The sequence below is a fragment of the Buchnera aphidicola (Aphis fabae) genome, from assembly GCF_009069125.1.
GTDB classification, from domain to species: Bacteria; Pseudomonadota; Gammaproteobacteria; order Enterobacterales; family Enterobacteriaceae; genus Buchnera; species Buchnera aphidicola_BB.
Genome location: NZ_CP042427.1, coordinates 102,630 through 123,944, shown reverse-complemented (window position 1 = coordinate 123,944; position 21,315 = coordinate 102,630). Strand labels below are relative to the sequence as shown.

General features: G+C 24.0%; 17 protein-coding genes and 1 pseudogene. 9 read left to right on the top strand and 9 right to left on the bottom strand.

What is annotated here, in order from left to right; all coding sequences use genetic code 11:
• Positions 1 to 2 precede the first annotated feature (2 nt).
• Complete coding sequence (locus tag FQV33_RS00555) at positions 3 to 1,016, bottom strand: peptidoglycan DD-metalloendopeptidase family protein (RefSeq protein ID WP_158347654.1); 1,014 nt, start codon at positions 1,014 to 1,016, stop codon at positions 3 to 5.
• A 590-nt stretch (positions 1,017 to 1,606) separates the two neighbouring features.
• On the opposite strand from FQV33_RS00555, the gene znuC reads away from it, so the two are divergent.
• Together znuC and znuB are read left to right on the top strand one after the other, a co-directional pair.
• On the top strand, positions 1,607 to 2,323 hold the full coding sequence (gene znuC / locus FQV33_RS00550) for a zinc ABC transporter ATP-binding protein ZnuC (RefSeq protein WP_158347652.1): 717 nt from the start codon (positions 1,607 to 1,609) through the stop codon (positions 2,321 to 2,323).
• Positions 2,324 to 2,357: 34 nt separating this feature from the next.
• Positions 2,358 to 3,155 carry a zinc ABC transporter permease subunit ZnuB gene (gene znuB / locus FQV33_RS00545; RefSeq protein WP_158347650.1) on the top strand — a complete coding sequence of 266 codons (798 nt, stop codon included), beginning with the start codon at positions 2,358 to 2,360 and terminating at the stop codon, positions 3,153 to 3,155.
• A gap of 3 nt (positions 3,156 to 3,158) precedes the next feature.
• Here the strand turns inward: znuB and aspS are convergent, their stop codons facing one another.
• The 3 genes from aspS to trxB all read right to left on the bottom strand — a co-directional run bounded on the left by aspS (position 3,159) and on the right by trxB (position 6,401).
• On the bottom strand, positions 3,159 to 4,919 hold the full coding sequence (gene aspS / locus FQV33_RS00540) for an aspartate--tRNA ligase (protein WP_158347648.1): 1,761 nt from the start codon (positions 4,917 to 4,919) through the stop codon (positions 3,159 to 3,161).
• Between the two features lie 198 nt (positions 4,920 to 5,117).
• A complete protein-coding gene (gene infA / locus FQV33_RS00535; protein WP_053940270.1) occupies positions 5,118 to 5,336 on the bottom strand; it encodes a translation initiation factor IF-1 in 219 nt (72 codons plus the stop codon).
• Positions 5,337 to 5,441: 105 nt separating this feature from the next.
• On the bottom strand, positions 5,442 to 6,401 hold the full coding sequence (gene trxB / locus FQV33_RS00530; protein ID WP_158347646.1) for a thioredoxin-disulfide reductase: 960 nt from the start codon (positions 6,399 to 6,401) through the stop codon (positions 5,442 to 5,444).
• 271 nt (positions 6,402 to 6,672) lie between these two features.
• Between trxB and serS the strand changes: the two genes are divergently transcribed.
• From serS to tpiA, 7 genes and pseudogenes are all read left to right on the top strand, one after another.
• Complete coding sequence (gene serS / locus FQV33_RS00525; RefSeq protein ID WP_158347644.1) at positions 6,673 to 7,956, top strand: serine--tRNA ligase; 1,284 nt, start codon at positions 6,673 to 6,675, stop codon at positions 7,954 to 7,956.
• Between the two features lie 29 nt (positions 7,957 to 7,985).
• Positions 7,986 to 9,071, top strand: a complete 1,086-nt coding sequence (gene serC / locus FQV33_RS00520; RefSeq protein WP_158347642.1) for a 3-phosphoserine/phosphohydroxythreonine transaminase — start codon at positions 7,986 to 7,988, stop codon at positions 9,069 to 9,071.
• Positions 9,072 to 9,109: 38 nt separating this feature from the next.
• Positions 9,110 to 10,393 (top strand): 3-phosphoshikimate 1-carboxyvinyltransferase, encoded by a 1,284-nt coding sequence (aroA, locus tag FQV33_RS00515; RefSeq protein WP_158347640.1) that lies wholly within the window; start codon positions 9,110 to 9,112, stop codon positions 10,391 to 10,393.
• Between the two features lie 81 nt (positions 10,394 to 10,474).
• Positions 10,475 to 11,125, top strand: a complete 651-nt coding sequence (gene cmk / locus FQV33_RS00510; RefSeq protein ID WP_193201185.1) for a (d)CMP kinase — start codon at positions 10,475 to 10,477, stop codon at positions 11,123 to 11,125.
• 135 nt (positions 11,126 to 11,260) lie between these two features.
• A complete protein-coding gene (gene rpsA / locus FQV33_RS00505; RefSeq protein WP_158347636.1) occupies positions 11,261 to 12,937 on the top strand; it encodes a 30S ribosomal protein S1 in 1,677 nt (558 codons plus the stop codon).
• Positions 12,938 to 13,017: 80 nt separating this feature from the next.
• Positions 13,018 to 13,300, top strand: a pseudogene (ihfB, locus tag FQV33_RS00500) (integration host factor subunit beta).
• Between the two features lie 117 nt (positions 13,301 to 13,417).
• A complete protein-coding gene (gene tpiA, locus FQV33_RS00495) occupies positions 13,418 to 14,188 on the top strand; it encodes a triose-phosphate isomerase (RefSeq protein ID WP_158347634.1) in 771 nt (256 codons plus the stop codon).
• On the opposite strand, the gene FQV33_RS00490 is transcribed toward tpiA, so the two are convergent.
• The 5 genes from FQV33_RS00490 to FQV33_RS00470 form a co-directional block, all read right to left on the bottom strand.
• The gene (locus FQV33_RS00490) at positions 14,189 to 14,977 is read right to left on the bottom strand and encodes an MIP/aquaporin family protein (protein ID WP_158347632.1); all 789 of its coding nucleotides are present in this window, start codon (positions 14,975 to 14,977) and stop codon (positions 14,189 to 14,191) included.
• Positions 14,978 to 15,077: 100 nt separating this feature from the next.
• Positions 15,078 to 16,040, bottom strand: coding sequence for a 6-phosphofructokinase (pfkA, locus tag FQV33_RS00485; protein WP_158347629.1), 963 nt, complete (start codon positions 16,038 to 16,040; stop codon positions 15,078 to 15,080).
• 270 nt (positions 16,041 to 16,310) lie between these two features.
• Entirely contained in the window at positions 16,311 to 17,000 is a 690-nt protein-coding gene (gene gpmA, locus FQV33_RS00480) for a 2,3-diphosphoglycerate-dependent phosphoglycerate mutase (RefSeq protein WP_158347627.1), read from the bottom strand.
• Positions 17,001 to 17,250: 250 nt separating this feature from the next.
• The gene (sucB, locus tag FQV33_RS00475) at positions 17,251 to 18,465 is read right to left on the bottom strand and encodes a dihydrolipoyllysine-residue succinyltransferase (protein WP_158347625.1); all 1,215 of its coding nucleotides are present in this window, start codon (positions 18,463 to 18,465) and stop codon (positions 17,251 to 17,253) included.
• Positions 18,466 to 18,481: 16 nt separating this feature from the next.
• Complete coding sequence (locus FQV33_RS00470; RefSeq protein WP_158347623.1) at positions 18,482 to 21,268, bottom strand: 2-oxoglutarate dehydrogenase E1 component; 2,787 nt, start codon at positions 21,266 to 21,268, stop codon at positions 18,482 to 18,484.
• Positions 21,269 to 21,315: the final 47 nt, after the last annotated feature.

Here is a 21,315-nt window from a genome sequence, read left to right as displayed (position 1 = left end):
TATTATTTTAATTTTGATAGAATTATTTGAGATGTTTTAAAATATGAAATTAATTCTTTTTGTGTTAGTGGTTCTATAAAGCTAGCTTGAGCATATATTGGATTAATTGCATGTTTGTTAATCCATATTTCATAATGTAAATGTGGTCCAGTTGTTCTTCCGGTGTTTCCGGATAATGCAATTTTTTGGTTTATTTTTATTTTTTGACCTACTGTAACTAAAATTTTTTTAAGATGCATATATTTAGTTGTATATTGATTTTTATTGTTTAACACTATGTAAAAACCTGATGTTTTACTAAATGCTGTTTTGGTTATTTCACCATTACTAGTTGATAGTACTAAAGTACCTTCAGGCATTGCTAAATCAACTCCTAAATGACGACTTATATGATGTGTAATTGGATGAAGACGATGTAAATTAAAATGAGAAGAAATTCGGTATTTTTTTAAAAATGAAAAATCCATAATCATTTTTGATTTGTTAATGCCATTTATATTATAAAAATTTCCGTTAGTTGCTCGTATAGCATAATATGTTTTTCCTAAATTATTTACTTTTATTCCTAATAATATATTTTTATTTTTTTTTGAATTTATTTGTTTTTTCAAAAAAATTAAATTAAATGTACTATTAATATTTAGTTTACGAAAGTTTATTTGCCATTCTATTGCTTTAATAATAGTATTAATATCAGATAAATTTAATCCTGATTCGTATGCGCTTTTAAAAAAATTAGAATTTTTTTTAATATAAATTATTTTTTTAATAAATATGTTCTTTGATGAATATGGCAGAAAATCAGATTCATTTTGAATTTTTTTATAATTTTTAAAAATTTGAGTATTAACATTTTTATTTTTTTCTTTATTATTTTCTTTTGTATTGTTGCTTAATTGATTATTTGTTTTAATAAAATCAAATTGATTAAAAGATATTTTTTTGCCTTCTGTTAAAATACTACAACTTGATAATATTAAAGAAATAATAATAGTTTTGATAAAAAATATAGACATATTATAATAATCAAATATATTCTTTAAATATAAATAAATCTTTTTACAAATATGTCTCACTTTTTTATTCCTTACATATTTTAAGCAGATAATATATTGAGTAAAAAATTATAAAATAAATTTCATCTTAATTTTAAAAATAAAAACAATTTAAATAATTGATCTAGAATATTTTTTTAAGTGTTTTCTATATTATACTATAAATAATTTTTAAATTCTTCTTGTATTCTTAAACTGTTTATAAAAATTTTTAATAGATTGAATTTGAAATATTTATTTAATATATTATGTCGAAGAATCAACTTAATTTACATATTATATGTATTTAATAAAAAGTTTTTATAATTTAAACAATTATAAATATATTTTATAAGATATATTATGAATTTTCTTATCATTTTGTAAAGCATTTTTTTATTTAAGTTAAATTTATACATTAAAAATAATTTTAAATAAAATTTAATACTATTAATATCTTACATATTTAAAAAATGTTTCTTTTATATTTTTAATATGAAATTTATATTCATTTTGAAAAAAATATTTTATAATACCAACATTATAAGATGATATAAAAAGTTTATTTAGTTATGTCAGAATTTGTTGTTTTAAAAAATATTTCTGTGAATTTGTCCGATCGTTCTATTCTTCACGATATATCATTATCTTTAAAAGCTAATCGTATAATTACGTTAATTGGTCCTAATGGAGCTGGAAAATCTACTTTAATACGTGTGATTTTAGGATTAATCAAGCCTACATCAGGAATAGTTTTTCGTTCATCAAATATATCAATTGGTTATGTGCCTCAAAAATTATATCTTAATAATTTATTACCTATTACAGTAGAACGATTTATGCAATTATCTAGACATAAAAAAACTACAAATATTTTAAAAATATTAAAACGTGTAAAAGCAGAATCGTTCAGATATTTATCATTGAAAAAATTATCTGGTGGTGAAATGCAGCGTGTTTTATTAGCTAGAGCTTTATTAAATAATCCCAATTTACTTGTTTTAGATGAACCAGTACAAGGAGTTGATGTAATGGGCCAATTAGATTTGTATAATTTAATTCATTGTATACGTGATGAATTAAATTGTACTATCTTAATGGTTTCTCATGATTTAAATTTTGTTATGGCTCGAACTGATCATGTTATTTGTTTAAATAAACATATTTGTTGTTCGGGAAGTCCAAAAACAGTTTTTAAAAATTTAGAATTTATTTCAATATTTGGTTTAGATCGAATTCAAGAAATAGCAATTTATCATCATCGTCATGATCATATCCATCGATATTAAAGTTATAAAATAAAATTTTAGAGTATTTTATATTATGTTTGAATTAATTGTTCCAGGGTGGTTATCCGGAGTTTTTCTTTCTTTTGCTACAGGACCTTTAGGTGCTTTTGTAGTTTGGCGTCGTATGTCATCTTTTGGTGATACATTATCACATTCATCTTTACTTGCATTGGCAATATCTATAGTATTACAAACTAATTCATTTTATATTATTTTAGGCTTTGTGAGCCTACTTGCTTTTTTTTTAGCATGGTTAGAAAAAATACTACCGATTTCATTGGAAACTATATTAACTATAATATCACATAGCTCGCTATCTTTAGGGATAATATTAGTTAGTTTTTTTTCTAGTTCAAAGAAAATAGATTTCAATAGTTATTTATTTGGCGATCTATTATCTATAAAAATATCTGATTTGATTTCGATTTTTTTAGGAAGTATAACTGTTTTAATTGTTTTAATTGTTCGTTGGAATTCAATTTTATTAGTAACAGTTAATCCAGAGCTGGCTCAAATTGATGGAATTAATCTTTTTTATGTACGTTTAACTTTAATGTTAACAACTGCTTTAACTATTGCTATTGCAATTAAATTTGTAGGGGCATTATTAATCACTTCTCTTTTAGTAATCCCTCCTGCCACTGCACAATATTTTTCTAATTCTCCAGAAAAAATGGCAGTTATTGGAACTGTAGTAAGTATTCTTTCTATTACAGGAGGAATAATTTTATCTATATTTTTTAATTTCCCAACTAGTCCATCTATTGTATTGTTTTCTTCTTTTCTTTATTTATTAAGTGCTATAAAAAATTTTTTTTATAAAAAATTATAATTTTTATTTTTCAATAATTTTTATACCTAATTCATTTAAATCTTTATCTTTTAATATACTAGGAGCTTTAGTCATAAGACATGATGCAGAAGTTGTTTTAGGAAAAGCAATTACATCTCTAATATTATTTGTTTGTCTTAATAGCATAATTATTCTATCTAGTCCTAACGCTATTCCTGCGTGAGGTGGAGCACCATATTTTAATGCTTCTATTAAAAACCCAAATTTTTCTTTTTGATCTTTTTCATTTAAACCAATAATATTAAAAATTTTCTTTTGTATTTTTGCATCATGAATTCTAACTGAACCCCCTCCAATTTCATACCCATTAATTACTAAATCATAACTATCTGATAAAACATTATTTAAATCATTGAACAGTTTTTTTTCATGATTTTTTTTACATGAAGTAAAAGGATGATGAACAGAAGAAAATTTTCCAAAATTATCTTTTTTAAACATGGGAAAGTTTATGACCCATATAGGTTTCCAAATGTTTTTTTGATAGATTTTGAAATCATTTCCTAATTTTATACGTAACATTCCAAGAGATTTATTTACGATATCTTCTGTATCAGCTATTATAAATAAAATATCTCCATTTTTGGCACTGGTTTTATTTATAATTTTATTTAATATTACTTCGCTTAAAATTTTTTTGATTGAACTTTCAATACCTTCTTTGCCTATTTCATATTTTTTGATTTTTATATAAAATAATTTTTTTGCACCAAATTGATTAACATAATTACAATATTTTTCAATTTTTTTTCTATTTATTTGTTCACCTTTAGGAAAACATAACAAAGCTATTCTATTTTTTTTTGATAAGTCAATTTTAAAGAATTCAATAAATTTTTTTTTGTTAAAAATATTAAATATATCAACAATTTCTATAGGGTTACGTAAGTCAGGTTTATCTGATCCATATCGTTTTATTGCTTCGTGAAAAGATATTGTAGGAAATTTATTTAAATTATAATTAAGTGTTGTTAACCAAATTTTTTTTATTAGTTGTTCTATAATTTTCCTGATTTTTACAGCACTCATAAATGCAGTTTCAATATCAACTTGTGTAAATTCAGGTTGCCGATCAGATCTTAAATCTTCATCACGAAAACATTTTACTATTTGATAATATTTATCAATACCAGAGATCATTAATAATTGTTTAAATAATTGTGGTGATTGTGGTAAAGCATAAAATTTTCCTAAATAGTTTCGACTCGGAACTAAATAATCTCTAGCTCCTTCAGGGGTAGATTTTGTTAATAATGGTGTTTCAATATCTAAAAATTTTTTTTTTGTCATGAAAGTTCTGATTAAATCAGTAACTTGACTTCTAATCTTTAAATTTTTAAATAAAGAACATTTCCGAAGATCTAAATAACGATATTTTAATCTCAATTCATCACTATTATTATTTAAATAATCTAATGGAAGTGATTGTGAAATATTAAAAATATTTATTTTTTTAGCTAATATTTCTATGTCTCCAGTATCTAATTTTAAATTTTGATTTTTAATATCTCTTTTTTGTACAACTCCTATAATTTGAATACATGATTCATTTTTTAAACTTAATGCTTTTTTAAAGACAGTATGATTATTCAATTCAAAAATAACTTGTACAATTCCTGTATAGTCTCTCATGTCTATAAAAATAAATTGACCAAAATTTCTTATTTTATTGACCCAGCCAGATAAAATTACGGATTTGTGTAAATCAATTATTCTAATATTTCCACAATATTTAGTACGCATAAATTCTCTGTAAAATTTTATTTTTAATAATATTTTCTTACAATAGAGTTTTTGTATATAAACTCTTATAATATTAGTTGTTTAAAAGAAATAATTAAAAAATTTCTAGGGAATTATTATAGTATTTAATAAAATTAGTAGGTTTTTAAATTAGTTTATTAAAAAAGTTTTTAAATTACTATTAAAAATTTATATCGATTAACGACTTCTAAAAATAATTCTACCTTTTGTTAAATCATATGGTGTTAATTCAATAGTAACTTTATCACCTGTTAATATTCTAATATAATTTTTTCGCATTTTTCCTGAGATATGTGCTGTAATAATATGTTTATTTTCTAGTTCTACACGAAACATTGTATTTGGTAATGTATCGATAACTATTCCTTGCATTTCAATATTATCTTCTTTAGGCATTTTTTTTCTCTAACATGATAAACGATAAAAATTTTTTATAAAATTATAACTGATACTAGTCATTTTGACTAGTATGTTTTTAGAACTACAGAAAGATTTGATTTTTTAATTAGAAAAGTTTAAGTAACGTTCACTATCTATTGCTGCCATACAACCACTGGCAGAAGATGTAATTGCCTGTCTATATACATGATCTGTAACATCACCTGCAGCAAAAATACCTGGAATACTTGTTTGTGTATAGTTCCCATGTGTTTCTTTCTTAATTTTAATATATCCATTTTCTATTTCTAACTTATTTATAAAAATATCTGTGTTTGGAATATGTCCTATGGCAACAAATAATCCAGATACAATTATTTTTTTTTGAATATTTTCTTTTGAGTTGATATTATTTATCATTAAATGTGTAACACCTGAGTTGTTTCCTAGTATTTCTTTAATAGTATAATTTAAATAAAGTATTACTTTTTTATTTTTGACTAGTTTCTGTAATCGGTCAGTTAATATTTTTTCTGCTTTAAAATAATTTCTTCGATGTATTAAATGTATTTTTTTTACAAAGTTTGATAAGTACAATGTTTCTTCTATAGCTGTATTTCCTCCTCCAACTACCGCTATTTCTTTATCTTTATAAAAAAAACCATCACATATAGCACAAGTAGAAACACCTCTGCCTTTAAACTCTTCTTCTGAATTTAATCCTAAATAACGAGGATTGGAACCAGTAGCAATAATCACTGAATCAGCTGTATATTCGTTTTTTTCACCTAATAAAAAAAATGGTTTTTTATTAAATTCTACAGAAATAATTTTATCAGATATAATTTTTGTTTGATATTTTATCGCATGCTCATACATACGATGCATTAATTCTGCACCAGTAATTTGATGTTTATCTCCAGGCCAATTTTCAATTTCATTAGTATTCATTAATTGACCTCCTTTATTATCTCCAGTAAGAAGTATTGGATGTAAATTTGCTCTCGAAGCGTATACAGCGGCGGTATATCCAGCTGGACCTGATCCTAAAATAATAATTTTAGTATGTTTTATAGTTTTCACATTAGTTCCTTTTATAATAAAAATATTAAATTTATTACTACAATTATTTTTATGATTTTATAAACTATAAATATACAGATTTATATAAAATTTAATCATTTAATTTCAATGTTACTATGATGTAGTATAGTAAAATAAAATTATAAAATATAATGAAACAAAAAATTTTTAAATATTTATTTGATTAATCTAATTAAATCGTTAATTATAAAACAAAATATAATCAACGATATCTAAAAATTTTATCATTTTGTTAAAAAGATATAAAACTATGTTAAATCCTTATTTATTGCGCAAAGAATTACTTTCAGTTGCAAAAAAATTATTAAAGAAAGGTTTTCAATTAGATATTGCATTAATATCTGAAATGGAAAATAAAAGAAAAAAATTACAAATAAAAACTGAAAATTTACAATATCAACATAAATTATTATCAAATTTATTTAAACAATCAAAAATGTTAAAAGAAAATAATGAAAATTTAAAAAATAAAATCGTTCAATCCAATCAAGACTTAGATATATTAAAAAATGAATTCAATCTTTTAAAAGAAAAAATTTATAATTTTTCTATATCTATACCTAATATACCATCTTCAGATGTTCCAGAAGGAACTGGTTCACATAATAATAAAGAAATAAAATATTGGGGTGAGAAAAAAAAATATAATTTTCTTGTTCGAGATCATGTAGAAATAGGAAAAAAACTTAATCAAATAGACTGGAAATCTGCAGTTAAAATATCTGGTTCAAAATTTGTTGTTATTAAAGGAAATATTGCACTTTTACATAGAGCATTAAGTCAATTTATGTTAGATTTTCATACTACTCAACATGGTTATTTAGAGACACATGTTCCTTATCTAGTAAATTATGATGCTTTGTATGGTACAGGACAATTACCTAAATTTAGTGATGATTTATTTCATGTCAATAGTTTAGATAAAAAAAAATATATATTAATACCTACTGCAGAAGTTCCTCTAACTAATTTATTTAGAAATGAAATATTAGATGAAAAATATTTACCTATTATGTTAACTGCTTATACACCTTGTTTTAGATCAGAAGCTTATTCTTATGGACGTGATAGTAAAGGTTTAATTCGATTGCATCAATTTGATAAAGTAGAACTTGTACAAATTGTGCAACCAGAGTTATCTATGCAAACATTAGAAATATTAACCAATCATGCAGAAAAAATTTTACAGCTTTTAGAATTACCATACAGAAAAGTTTTATTGTGTGGTGGGGAAATGGGTTTCTCTGCAGCTAAAACATATGATTTAGAAGTATGGTTTCCTTCTCAAAATAGATATAGAGAAATTTCATCTTGTTCAAATATGGGTGATTTTCAAGCACGTCGTATGCAAACTAGGTATCGAAAACAATCAGAAAAGAAACATGATTTTGTACATACATTAAATGGATCTGGTTTAGCTATAGGTAGAACACTAGCAGCAATATTGGAAAATTATCAACAAGAAGATGGTCGAGTAAAAATTCCAAAGATATTACAAACTAAATATATGCAAGATATAAAATTTATAAACTAATTATATTTATAATAATTATTGGTGCAATAATGAATTCAATCTACAATTTTAGTGCTGGACCAGCTATCCTTCCTAAGGATGTTCTTTATAAAGCTCAAAAAGAATTAAAAAATTGGAATAATTTAGGTTGTTCTGTTATGGAGATCAGTCATCGTACTGAAGAGTTTCATCAAGTTATTACAGAAGCAGAAAAAGATTTAAGAGATTTATTAAATATACCTGATACTTATAAAATATTATTTTGTCAAGGAGGTGCTAGAGGTCAATTTTCAGCAATTCCTATGAATTTATTACGAAATTTTTTAACAGCTGATTATATTAATAGTGGTTATTGGTCTAATTCTGCATTTTTAGAATCAAAAAAATATTGTAATTCTAAAAATATATTAATTAGGAAAACAAAAAATAATAAAACTTATCTTTTAAAACCTTCACAATGGAATGTTAGTGATATCTCTGCATATATTCATTACTGTCCTAATGAAACTATAGATGGATTATCATTGTATGAAGAACCAAGTTTTAAGGATAAAATAGTTGTTGGAGATTTTTCATCATTTATTTTGTCTCGATCAATTGATATTAATAAATATGGGCTTATTTATGCTGGTGCTCAAAAAAATATTGGTCCTTCAGGAATTACAATTATTATTATTAGGCAAGATTTAATAGGATATGCTTCTAGACTATGCCCATCTATTTTTGATTACAATATTATGAATAAATATAATTCCATGTTTAACACACCTCCTACATTTGCTTGGTATTTATCAGGATTGGTTTTTAAATGGCTTAAAAAACAAGGTGGAATCAAAAAAATTGAACAATTAAATAAAAAAAAATCAGATTTATTATATCACGTTATAGATAATAGCAATTTTTATATTAATAATATAAATAAAAAAAATAGATCTCAGATGAATATTGTATTTCATTTATTTGATTCAGAGTTAAATCAAATTTTTTTAAAGGAATCGAAAAAATTTGGTTTATATGCTTTAAAAGGACATTTTATAGTTGGTGGTATGAGAGCTTCGATTTATAATGCTATGCCTTTTGAGGGCGTAAAACAGTTAGCAAAATTTATGTTATTTTTTGAAAAAAAATATGGATAAAAAATTTTTATTTCCAAAATAAAGAGCGTATATGTACTATGCAAAAAATTTTAAAATTAAGTCCAGTATCTTATGTAAATGGTGTTATTTATTTACCCGGCTCAAAAAGTATTTCAAATAGAGTGTTATTACTATCAGCTTTAGCTAATGGTTTAACTACTATTAATAATTTATTAGATAGTGAAGATACGCGATATATGTTATCTGCTTTACAGAAAATAGGAATTTGTTATTCCTTATCAGATAAAAATAAGACTTGTCATATTGAAGGTAATAGCCAATCATTTAGAGTAAAATATCCTATTTCATTATTTTTAGGAAACGCAGGAACAGCTATGAGACCACTTCTTTCTGCTTTTTCATTATATACAAATGATGTTACTTTAACTGGCAATAGTAGAATGCATGAAAGACCTATCAAACATCTTGTTAATGCTTTGCAACAAGGTGGTGCAATGATTGAATATAAAAATAATTTAGGATATCCTCCCATTTCTACAAAAGGTGGTTTTATAGGTGGTTTAATCACATTAAATGGAAGTATTTCTAGTCAGTTTTTAACATCATTATTAATGATTGCTCCACTAGCATTAAAAAATACAACTATATTTATAAAAGGCAATTTAGTTTCTAAACCGTATATAGATATTACAATAAACTTAATAAAATTATTTGGCGTAAATATTCGACATGATTCTTATTCTGTGTTTTATATTAAAGGAAATCAACAATATAAAACACCAGGTAATTATACAATCGAAGGAGATGCTTCTTCAGCGTCATATTTTCTAGCTGCTTCTGCAATTAAAGGTGGTTCGGTTAAAGTAGTAGGGGTTGGAAAAAAAAGTATTCAAGGTGATATAAAATTTGCTACTGTTCTTGAAAAGATGGGAGCAATTATTAATTGGGGTGATTCTTTTATTATATCTACTAAAAATAAATTAAAAGCAATAGATTTAGATATGAATCATATTCCTGATGCAGCTATGACTATTGCTATAGTAGCTTTATTTTCTAAAGGAACTACTATTCTTAGAAATATATATAATTGGAGAGTTAAGGAAACAGATAGATTATCTGCTATGACAAATGAATTAAAAAAAGTTGGAGCAATTGTTCAAGAGGGAAAAGATTTTTTATCTATCTCTCCACCTAATGGTTTAAAATTAGCTGAAATTAATACATACGATGATCATCGTATGGCAATGTGTTTTTCATTATTATGTTTATCTGATGTAGGTGTTAATATAGTTAATCCTGATTGTGTAGTTAAAACTTATCCAACATATTTTCAAGATTTTTCAGCTATTTGTAAAAAATAATAAATATTATAAAATTTTTAAAGTATTCATACTTAATAAATAATATCTTTTTTATTTCAAATATTTTATATGTATAAAAATATGAATAATAATATTCCTGTAATTACAATTGATGGGCCAAGTGGTTCTGGAAAAAGCACTTTATGTAATATAATAGCAGATAAATTAAATTGGTGTATTCTAGAATCTGGTGTAATATATAGACTATTAGCGATTCTAATATTAAAAAAAAATATTCCTATTATTGAAAAAAATATAATTTCTTTTATAAAAAATTTGAATTGTTCTTCATTTAAAAAAAAAAATAAAAACTCTAAAATAATTCATTTACAAATAGTTGGCGAAATAGCTTCTAAGTTAGCAACGTTTTCTAAAATTAGAAACATTTTACTTGAAAAACAAAGATATTTTCGTAAACTACCTGGTTTGATAGCAGAAGGAAGAGATATGGGAACAATAGTTTTTCCTGATGCTGTTGTTAAGTTTTTTTTAAACGCTAATTTAGAAACACGTGTTTATCGAAGAATACAACAATTTAAAAAGATAGGATTATCTATTAATTACAAAGAATTATTGCAACAATTAAAAATTCGTGATGAACGCGATCAAAATCGATTAATTTCTCCTTTATACCCATCAAAAGATGCTATAATATTAGATTCTACTAATATGACACTTTCTGAAGTCATCGAATACTCTATGAAAGAAATTAAGAAAAAAATAATTATATGATTTAATAAAAAAATTTAGAATTTAAATTATAAAAAATAAACTCTATAATAAGGATTATTATAAGATATATAAAACAAGCTCATTTTAACATGAAGTGAAAATGAACATTAATAAAAATTTTTTAATATTATTAATATGAATGAATCTTTCGCTCAATTATTTGAAGAATCACTAAAAGAAATTAAAACACGTCCTGGTTCTATTATTCGTGGAATTATTGTTTCTATAGAAAAAGATATAATTTTAGTTGATGCTGGTCTTAAATCTGAATCTTCAATTCCATTAGAACAATTTAAAAATTCTCAAGGTTTAATTGATGTAAAAGTTGGAGATTATGTTGATGTTGCTTTAGATGCTATCGAAGATGGATTTGGAGAAACACTGTTATCTCGTGAAAAAGCAAAAAGACATGAAGCATGGTTAGTACTAGAACAAGCACATGAAACATCAAAGACAGTAACTGGTATAATTAATGGCAAAGTCAAAGGTGGATTTACTGTTGAATTAAACGATATACGTGCGTTCTTGCCTGGTTCTTTAGTTGATATTAGACCTATTCGAGAAACTATTCATCTTGAAGGTAAAGAATTAGAATTTAAAGTAATAAAATTGGATCAAAAAAGAAATAACGTAGTTGTTTCACGTAGAGCTGTTATTGAATCAGAAAATAGTGCTGAAAGAAATCAATTGCTTGAAAACTTACAAGAAGGTATAAAAATTAAAGGAATTGTAAAAAATCTTACAGATTATGGGGCTTTTGTGGATCTAGGAGGTGTAGATGGATTGTTACATATTACAGATATGGCATGGAAAAGAGTCAAACATCCTAGTGAAATAGTTAATGTTGGCGATGAAATTCATGTTAAAATTTTAAAATTTGATAAAGAAAAAACACGTGTATCTCTTGGATTAAAACAACTAGGAGAAGATCCATGGATAGCTATTTCAAAACGTTATCCTGAAGGAATCAAATTAAGTGGTCGTGTTACAAATCTGACAGATTATGGTTGTTTTGTCGAAATTGAAGAAGGTGTAGAAGGGTTAGTTCATGTGTCAGAAATGGATTGGACCAATAAAAATATTCATCCTTCTAAAGTAGTTGCTGTAAACGATATAGTAGACGTTATAGTTTTAGATATTGACGAAGATCGTCGTCGTATTTCACTTGGATTAAAACAATGTAAAATTAATCCATGGCAAGAATTTTCTGAAACTCATAAAAAAGGAGTACATGTTGCTGGTAAAATTAAATCTATTACAGATTTCGGTATTTTTATCGGTTTAAAAGGAGGTATTGATGGGCTAGTACATTTATCTGATATTTCTTGGAAGGTTCCTGGTGAAGAAGCAGTTAAAGATTATAAAAAAGGTGATGAAATTTCAGCAGTAGTATTACAAGTTGATGCGGAAAGAGAACGTATTTCATTAGGTATTAAACAATTAGAAGAAGATCCTTTTAATACATATATTTCAAATTGTAAAAAAGGAATGATAATTAATGGACATATTAAATCTTTTGATAATAAACAAGTTATTGTAAAACTGTCAGAAGGTATTGATGGAAATATTAAGTTTTCTGATTCCTCTATTCAATACGAAGAATTTATAAAAAAATTTAAAATTAATGATAATATTTCCGTAAAAATATCTAATTTTGATCGAAAAAATAGAAGTATTAGTTTAAATATTCATATTATAGATAATAATGATGACAAAAAAGATATAAAAAATAAATTAAATAATAAACAAAACGATGAAATATTCTCTAATGTAATGGCGGAAGCTTTTAAAGCTGCTCAAAATACTGATTAATTAATTAAAAGTAAAAATATATTTTTTATTTTTATAATTAAAATTATCTAAAGTAAATAAATTTTTAAAATAGAGGATATATGACAAAATCAGAATTATTCGAAAGAATTTCAAAAAAAAAAACATATTGAACACAAAATAATAGAACTGGCTGTAAAAGAAATGTTAGAACATATGTCTCTTGCATTGGCTAATGGTAAACGAATTGAAATTCGAGGATTTGGAAGTTTTTCTGTACATTATCGAGTTTCTCGAATAGGTAGAAATCCTAAAACTGGAGAAACAATTAAGTTGAATGCAAAATATGTTCCTTACTTTAAGCCAGGAAAACAATTACGAAACCGAGCTAATATATATAAATAAAATATTTTAACATGTTATTTTAGAAACTAAGTTAATATATTTTTATAAACAACTTAGTTTCTATATTTTATTATCTTTTATTGAAATATTACTTAAATATTATTAAAGAGTATTCAAATGAAAAAAAAATTTATTGTAGCAAATTGGAAATTGAACGGAAATATTGAAACAATTTCTAATTTTTTAAAGTGCTTAAAATCAAAAATATCACTTTATTTAAAATATAATACAATTGTAATTGCACCTTCAACAATATATCTTGAAAGAGTTTATAGAAACATAAAAGATATAAACATTTTTATTGGTGCCCAAGATGTAGACATAAATCAAAAAGGAGCTTTTACAGGTGAAACATCTATATTAATGTTACAAGATATTGGTGTTCAATATGTCATTATCGGGCATTCTGAAAGACGTTTATTCCATAATGAAAGTAATGAATTAGTTGCAAAAAAATTTGGTTTAATTAAAAGTTTAAATTTAATTCCTATTTTATGTATAGGAGAAAATGAAATTGAAAAAAAACAAAATAACACTAAAAAAGTTATAAAAAATCAATTAGATATAATATTTGAAAATTTTGGAGAAAAAGCATTTATAAATACAATAATTGCATATGAACCAATTTGGGCGATTGGAACAGGTATGGCAGCAGATCCTATATATGTTCAATCAATACATAAATTTATAAAAAATTATATTAATCAATATAATACAAATAATTTAGAAAACTTAATTATTCAATATGGTGGTTCTGTTAATTCTAAAAATGCCAAAGGTTTTCTTGAACAACCTGATATTGATGGATTACTAATTGGTAGTGCTTCTTTAATATATGAAGAATTTTTAAAGATTCTTAAAATATCAAGTGATATTTTATATAAATAATTAATTTTTTATAAATTTTTTATATATCCATCCACCTAAATTTATACCTAATATTGGTGCAATTATAGATATTAAAAAATATGGAAAATAACTATTATTTACTCCAGTAAAAGCTATTTTCCCCCATCCCATTAAACTTAAAAAAATTCTAGGACCTAAGTCATGTGCTGGATTTAAAGTAATATTATTTAAAGATCCTAAAGATATATTAATAATTGAAACTAACATTCCTATTAAACATGGACTAAATTTTCTTTTAACTACAAAAAATCTTTTTTTATCGTTAATTCTCATAAGTATAATAATAAAAAATATTGAAATAATTATTCCTATTATAAAATCATGTATAAGAATATAATTTTTTTGAGGATAAATACAAAAAATTTCAGCTAATTGAAGACTTGCTTTTGTTCCTCGTATAATATGATATTTATGTTCAAATGATATCAATAAATTATGATATAAATAATATATTAATATTGTAAAAAAAAAAGAACCAGAGATTTGAGAAATAATATATGGAACCACTTTTTTTTTATTAAATTTATAGAATAACCAAAAAAAAATAGTAATAGCTGGGTTTAAATGAGCTCCAGATATTGAAATACTTAAATAAATTGACAAAGATACTGAAAAACCCCAAATCATACTCATTTCATATTGATTAAAATGAAAATTTGTCAATTTTGATGTTGCTAAACATCCAATTCCAAAAAATATTATTAAACCTGTGCCTAAAAATTCAAAAACACATTGTTGAAATATATTTTTTTGACTACATATATTCATTATTTTAATACCTATATAATTTTATTATATAATTATTTTTTTTAATTAGAAAATAAAACTAAAAATCTAGAGCGCCGGAAAAACCGGCACTAATTTTATATTAATAAAGTTTTTTAGCAGTGATTAACCAATCTTTTTTAAAAACACGTTTCATATTTTTTAGCGCATTTGTTATATCATTAAACACCATTTTTTCATTTTGAACACCGATACATTTACCTTTATAACCTTTAATTAATAATTCTACAGAATAAGCACCCATTCTAGAAGCTAGTATACGATCGTATACTACCGGAGCACCTCCTCTTTGGATGTGACCTAATATAGTAGCTCTTGTTTCACGATTAGTTTCATTTTCAATATATTTGGCTAATGCTTCTACATCACAGATATATTCTGTAATTGCAACTATCGCGTGTTTTTTACCTTTTGCAATACCTGCTCTTATTTCTGAAACTAGCTCTTCTTTTGTGTATTTAATTTCTGGAAGTACAATAAATTCACAGCCACCTGCAATTGCAGCAGCTAATGTTAAATCTCCACAATATCTTCCCATAACTTCTACGATGGAAATTCGTTGATGAGATGAAGAAGTATCTCGTAATCTATCAATAGCTTCAACAACTGTTTCTAAAGCAGTAAAATAACCAATTGTATAATCAGTACCTGCCACATCATTATCTATAGTTCCTGGAATACTAATACATGGCATGCCCATTTTTGTTAATTTTTGAGCTCCTATATAAGATCCATCACCTCCAATAACAACAAGTGCATCTATCTTTCTTTTTTTAAGATTTTTAATAGCTATACTTCGTATTTCATTTTTATAAAAACCAGAAAATCTAGCGGAACCAAGAAATGTACCACCTCTATTAATCATATCTGATACACTATATCTATCTAACTGTACCATTCGGTTTTGATATAGTCCTAAATAGCCATCATAAATTCCAAATACTTCTAATTTCTCACTTAATGCTGTTCTTACTACTCCCCTAATTGCTGCGTTCATTCCAGGAGCATCGCCACCACTGGTTAATACTCCAATTCTTTTAATCATGATAATCTCGTTTTTAACTACTATAAAAAATTATTTTCTATATATTTAATATTTAAAAATATATTTCTATAAATATATTTTAAATATTTTAAGATAACATATTAATTTTATATGGAAATTGAGAATTAAAAATATTAAAAAATTTTAACTAACTCTGATTGTATAATTTAAATATATATGTTTTATCAAAACTATATCTTCTCTTATATAAATAAGAGATGAGAATATTAATATATATTGATTTTAGATCGAAAATGTGTTTTAAAGAATTTATTTTAAATAATACCATTTAGTAGGAACGCATTGTTCATTAAATTCTAAAATAATTGGCACTGCGGTTGGAATTTCTAATTCTATAATTTTTTTATTATCAATTTTATTTAAATATTTCATTAATGCTCGCAATGAATTTCCATGTGCTACAATTAGTATTTTTTTTCTTTTTTTTAATTGTGGATAAATACATTGTTCCCAATAAGGAACAACTCTTTTGATGGTTAGTTCTAAACTTTCTCCTTTAGGAAGTTCATTAATATCAATATTAGAATAACGTATATCATTACTTGGAAAACGTTTATCTTTTATATCAATTTGAGGAGGACTAATATTAAAACTACGTCTCCATAAAAGAACTTGTTCATATCCATATTTTTGAATTATTTCATTTTTATTAAATCCCTCTAAAGCACCGTAGTGTCTTTCATTTAAACGCCATGATTTTTGAACTGATAACCAGGGCTGATTTAATTTTTTGAGAATATATTGTAAGGTGTATATTGCTCTTTTTAACATAGAAGTATATGCACAATCAAAAAAAAATTTTTCTTTTTTTAAAAGTAAACCTGTTTTTTTAGCTTCATTTTTTCCATTTTGACTTAGTTCTACATCATGCCATCCAGTAAATTTGTTTAATTGATTCCATTCACTTTCACCATGTCTAATTAAGACTACTTTATTCATAATTGTATCCTTTATGTTATATATATAAGATATATATTTTATAAAAATATTTTAATCAATTTTTTTTCGCATGTCATTATTTCTTTAAAATAAAACATACTTTTATATGTATTAAAAAATTAAATATTATATTTTATAAATCACATAATAAAATAATTTAAATAAAACATTCAGATATATAATAATAAAAGTACAGTTTATTATTTTTCAATACTGTACTTTTAATTGTCAAAATAAATTATTTAAATTTTTAAATATCAATTAAAATACGATTAAAATCTTCCAATATATTTTTGATTTTATTTAGAAAACTCACAGATTCTTTACCATCAATTAAACGATGATCATAAGATAATGCTAAATACATCATAGGAAGAATTTTAATTTCTCCATTTATAGCCATTGGACGTTCTTTAATAGCATGCATTCCTAATATCGCCGTTTGAGGTGGATTTATAATTGGTGTTGACATTAAAGATCCAAAAACACCACCATTAGTAATAGTAAAATTTCCTCCAATTAATTCGTCTAATTTTATTTTATTATTAACACTTTTAATAGAAAATTCTTTTATTTTTTTTTCTATATCTGCCATTGACATTTTATCAGCATCTTTTAATACTGGAGTAATTAAACCCCTCGGTGTTGAAACAGCAATACTAATATCAAAATTTTTATAAAAAACAATATCTGTTTTATCAATAGTAGCATTTATTTCTGGAAACATCTTTAATGCTTCTACTACCGATTTCACAAAAAAAGACATAAATCCAATACGAATACCATATTTTTGTTCAAAAGATTTATTATATTTTTTTCGTAAAGAAATAATTGATTGCATGTTTACTTCATTAAAAGTAGTAAGCATAGCTGTATTATTTTTTGTTTGTAATAGTCGTTCAGCTATTTTTTGACGTAATCGAGTCATTTTGACTCTATATGTATTATGTGAGTGATTGAAAAAATTATTTGGATTAGAAGTTTTCTGAATATTTTTTTTAATATCTTGTTTTCTAAATGTATCATTTAAATGATTAGGTATAATAGAAGATTCATCAATATTATTAATTTTTATGAAACGTCTAGCAGAAGGTGTGAAATAATTATTTACATATTTATTTAAAGTAGGATGAACATCCTTATCCTTATCAGGAATATCAATTTTTTTTATTGAAGTAATTTTTTCTTTTATTACTGAATTTATTTTTTTTTTTTCAGTGTTATTTATTTTAGTTATTCTTCCTATTATTTGATTTGATTTAACAATTGAACCGTTTTTTTCTAAAATAACACTTAATACTCCATTACATGGAGATGATACTTCTAACATAATTTTATCTGTTTCAATATCAACTATATTTTCATCGCAATATACTGTTTCTCCTATTTTTTTATGCCATATTACTATTACTGCATCATTTATAGAATCCGGTAGATCTGGAACAAGAATATTAATTGTATTCATTTGTTATTCCTATTATTTAATTAAGTATCAAATTTAATGCATTGTATATCAATTGTTCTTGTTCTTTTTTGTGTAGTACAATATGACCTACTGCAGGAGATGCAGAAGCTGAACGGCCAATATAATTTAATTTTGAAGACAACGGTAGAATATTGTGTAAATAATTGCTTATATAAAACCATGCACCTTGATTGTATGGTTCTTCTTGACACCAAATAAAATCTTTAATATAAAAATATTTTTTTAATATATTTGATATTTCACTAATTGGAAATGGATATAATTGTTCAATTCGAATGATAACAATATTCATAATTTTATTTTTATTTCTATATTCTAAAAGATCATAATATATTTTACCAGAACAAAAAATAACACGTTTAATTTGTGTTAAATTATTATCATTTTCATCTATTACTTTTTTAAAATCATTCTTAATTATATCTTTTAAAGAAGACGCAGCCATCGGATGTCGTAAAATAGATTTAGGAGTGAAAATAATTAATGGTTTACGAATATTTTGAAATACTTGTTTTCTTAATAAATGAAATATTTGTGCAGATGTAGTAGGAATACAAATTTGTATATTATTTTGCGCACAAAGTTGCAGAAATCGTTCAATTCGACCTGATGAATGCTCTGGTCCTTGTCCTTCATAACCATGAGGTAAAAAAATAACTAAATTAGACGTTTTATTCCATTTTTGTTCACTAGAACTAATAAATTGATCAATCACTACTTGAGCTCCATTAATAAAATCTCCAAATTGTGCTTCCCAAATAGTTAAAGTATTTGAAGAATATAATGAATATCCATATTCAAAAGCTAAAACCGCTTCTTCTGATAAAACAGAATCCCAAATTTCAAATTTTCCTTGATTATGTTTAATATGTTGTAAAGGGATATAAATGGACCCATTATTTTGATCATGAATACAAGCATGACGATGAAAAAATGTTCCCCTTCGAAGATCTTCGCCTGAAAGACGACATGAAATACCTTCATTCAATATTGTTGCATATGCTAAAGATTCGGCAGCACCCCAGTCGAATAATTTTTTTTCTTTAGACATTTCAATTCTATCTTGATAGATTTTTTTAACTCTCCGATGTATTTCCATAGATTGAGGAAGGGTATTAACTCTATAGAATAATTTTTGAAGATCTTTTAAATTTAATTTGTTTGAATTTTTTTTTATTTTAAAAAGATTTAAATTTTCATCTTGAAAATTTATATTTTTCTTTTGACAAAAAATTGTTTTTCCTTTTTCTAATTTATCAGAATATTCTTCTACTATTTTATTAATATCATTTTTTGTAATTACTTTTTGATTAATTAATAAATTAGAATATATTTCTCTAATTGTAGGATGATTTTGAATTTTCTTATACATAATAGGTTGAGTTACAAAAGGATCATCTACTTCATTATGACCATGTCTTCTATAACACACTAAATCTATAAAAACATCTTTATTGAATTTTTTCTTAAAATCTAAAGCTAACTGAATCGCAAAAATAGAAGCTTCTATATCATCAGCATTTACATGGAAAATAGGTGCTTGAATTAATTTTGCAATATCAGTACAATATTTACTAGATCGAAGATGTTTAGGATTTGAAGTAGTAAAACCAATTTGATTATTAATTACAATATGAACTGTACCTCCTATTGTATAACCTTCAGTTTGAGACATATTTAATGTTTCTTGTACTACACCCTGTCCAATAATTGAAGCATCTCCATGAATGCTAATAGATAAAATCTGACTTTTTAAACATTTTAATTTATCTATGGATGCTCTTGTCACACCAAGAATAACTGGATTAATTATTTCCAAATGTGATGGATTATATTCTAACTGTAAATTAATAATTTTATTTTCATTTTTAATATGTGAAAAACCTCCTTTATGATACTTAACATCTCCACTTCTTTCTGTAGATATATTTCTTCCAGAAAATTCATCAAATAATATTTTAGGGTTTTTATTTAGAACATTTACTAATACGTTTAATCTTCCTCTATGAGCCATTCCTATAATAATATCTGAAATATTATTATTTTTAGAATAACGTATTATTTCATGTAACATTGTAATAAGTGTTTCTGATCCTTCTAAAGAAAATCGTTTTGTACCAGAAAATTTTTTTCCTAAATATTTTTCTAAAGTTTCTGCATAAATAACTTCTTTTAAGAATTCTACTCTTTTTTGTTCTGAAATTAAATTTTCTTGAAAGTATAATTCTATATATTCTGTAATCCATTTTTTTTGATATACATTATCAATATACATATATTCAAAACCAATAGAATTACAATATTTTTTATTTAGTTTATTATATAAATCTATTATTTTTATTTTATAATGAGGATTTTTTTGAAAATTAATTTCTACTGTTTTTTCTAATTCATTCTTATTAAATTCATAAAAAAAAAGTTCTAAATATGGATATTTTTTTTGTTTTTTTAATTGAATTGGATCTATTAAAGATTTTTTATAGCCTTTTTTTTTAAAAAAATTAATCATTTGATTAATTTTTTCATTTAATTGATTATTATTTTTTTGATTGGATTCTTTAAATTTTTCTTTTTTATTATTATTTAAAATATAATTTAAAAGATTATTATTTTCTATAACATTTTCATTATTAATAGATAAATTTATAAATTCTTTTTCCCATGTAGCATGAATAGATGATGGGTTTCTTAAAAATTCTTGATATATAAACTCAATATATTTTTGATTATCAGAAGATAACCAAGAAGAGTCAAATAATTTTTCTATCATATTTTTATTCATAATGTTTCATCTGAAGTTTTAATGAATTATTTTTAAACTTAAATAAT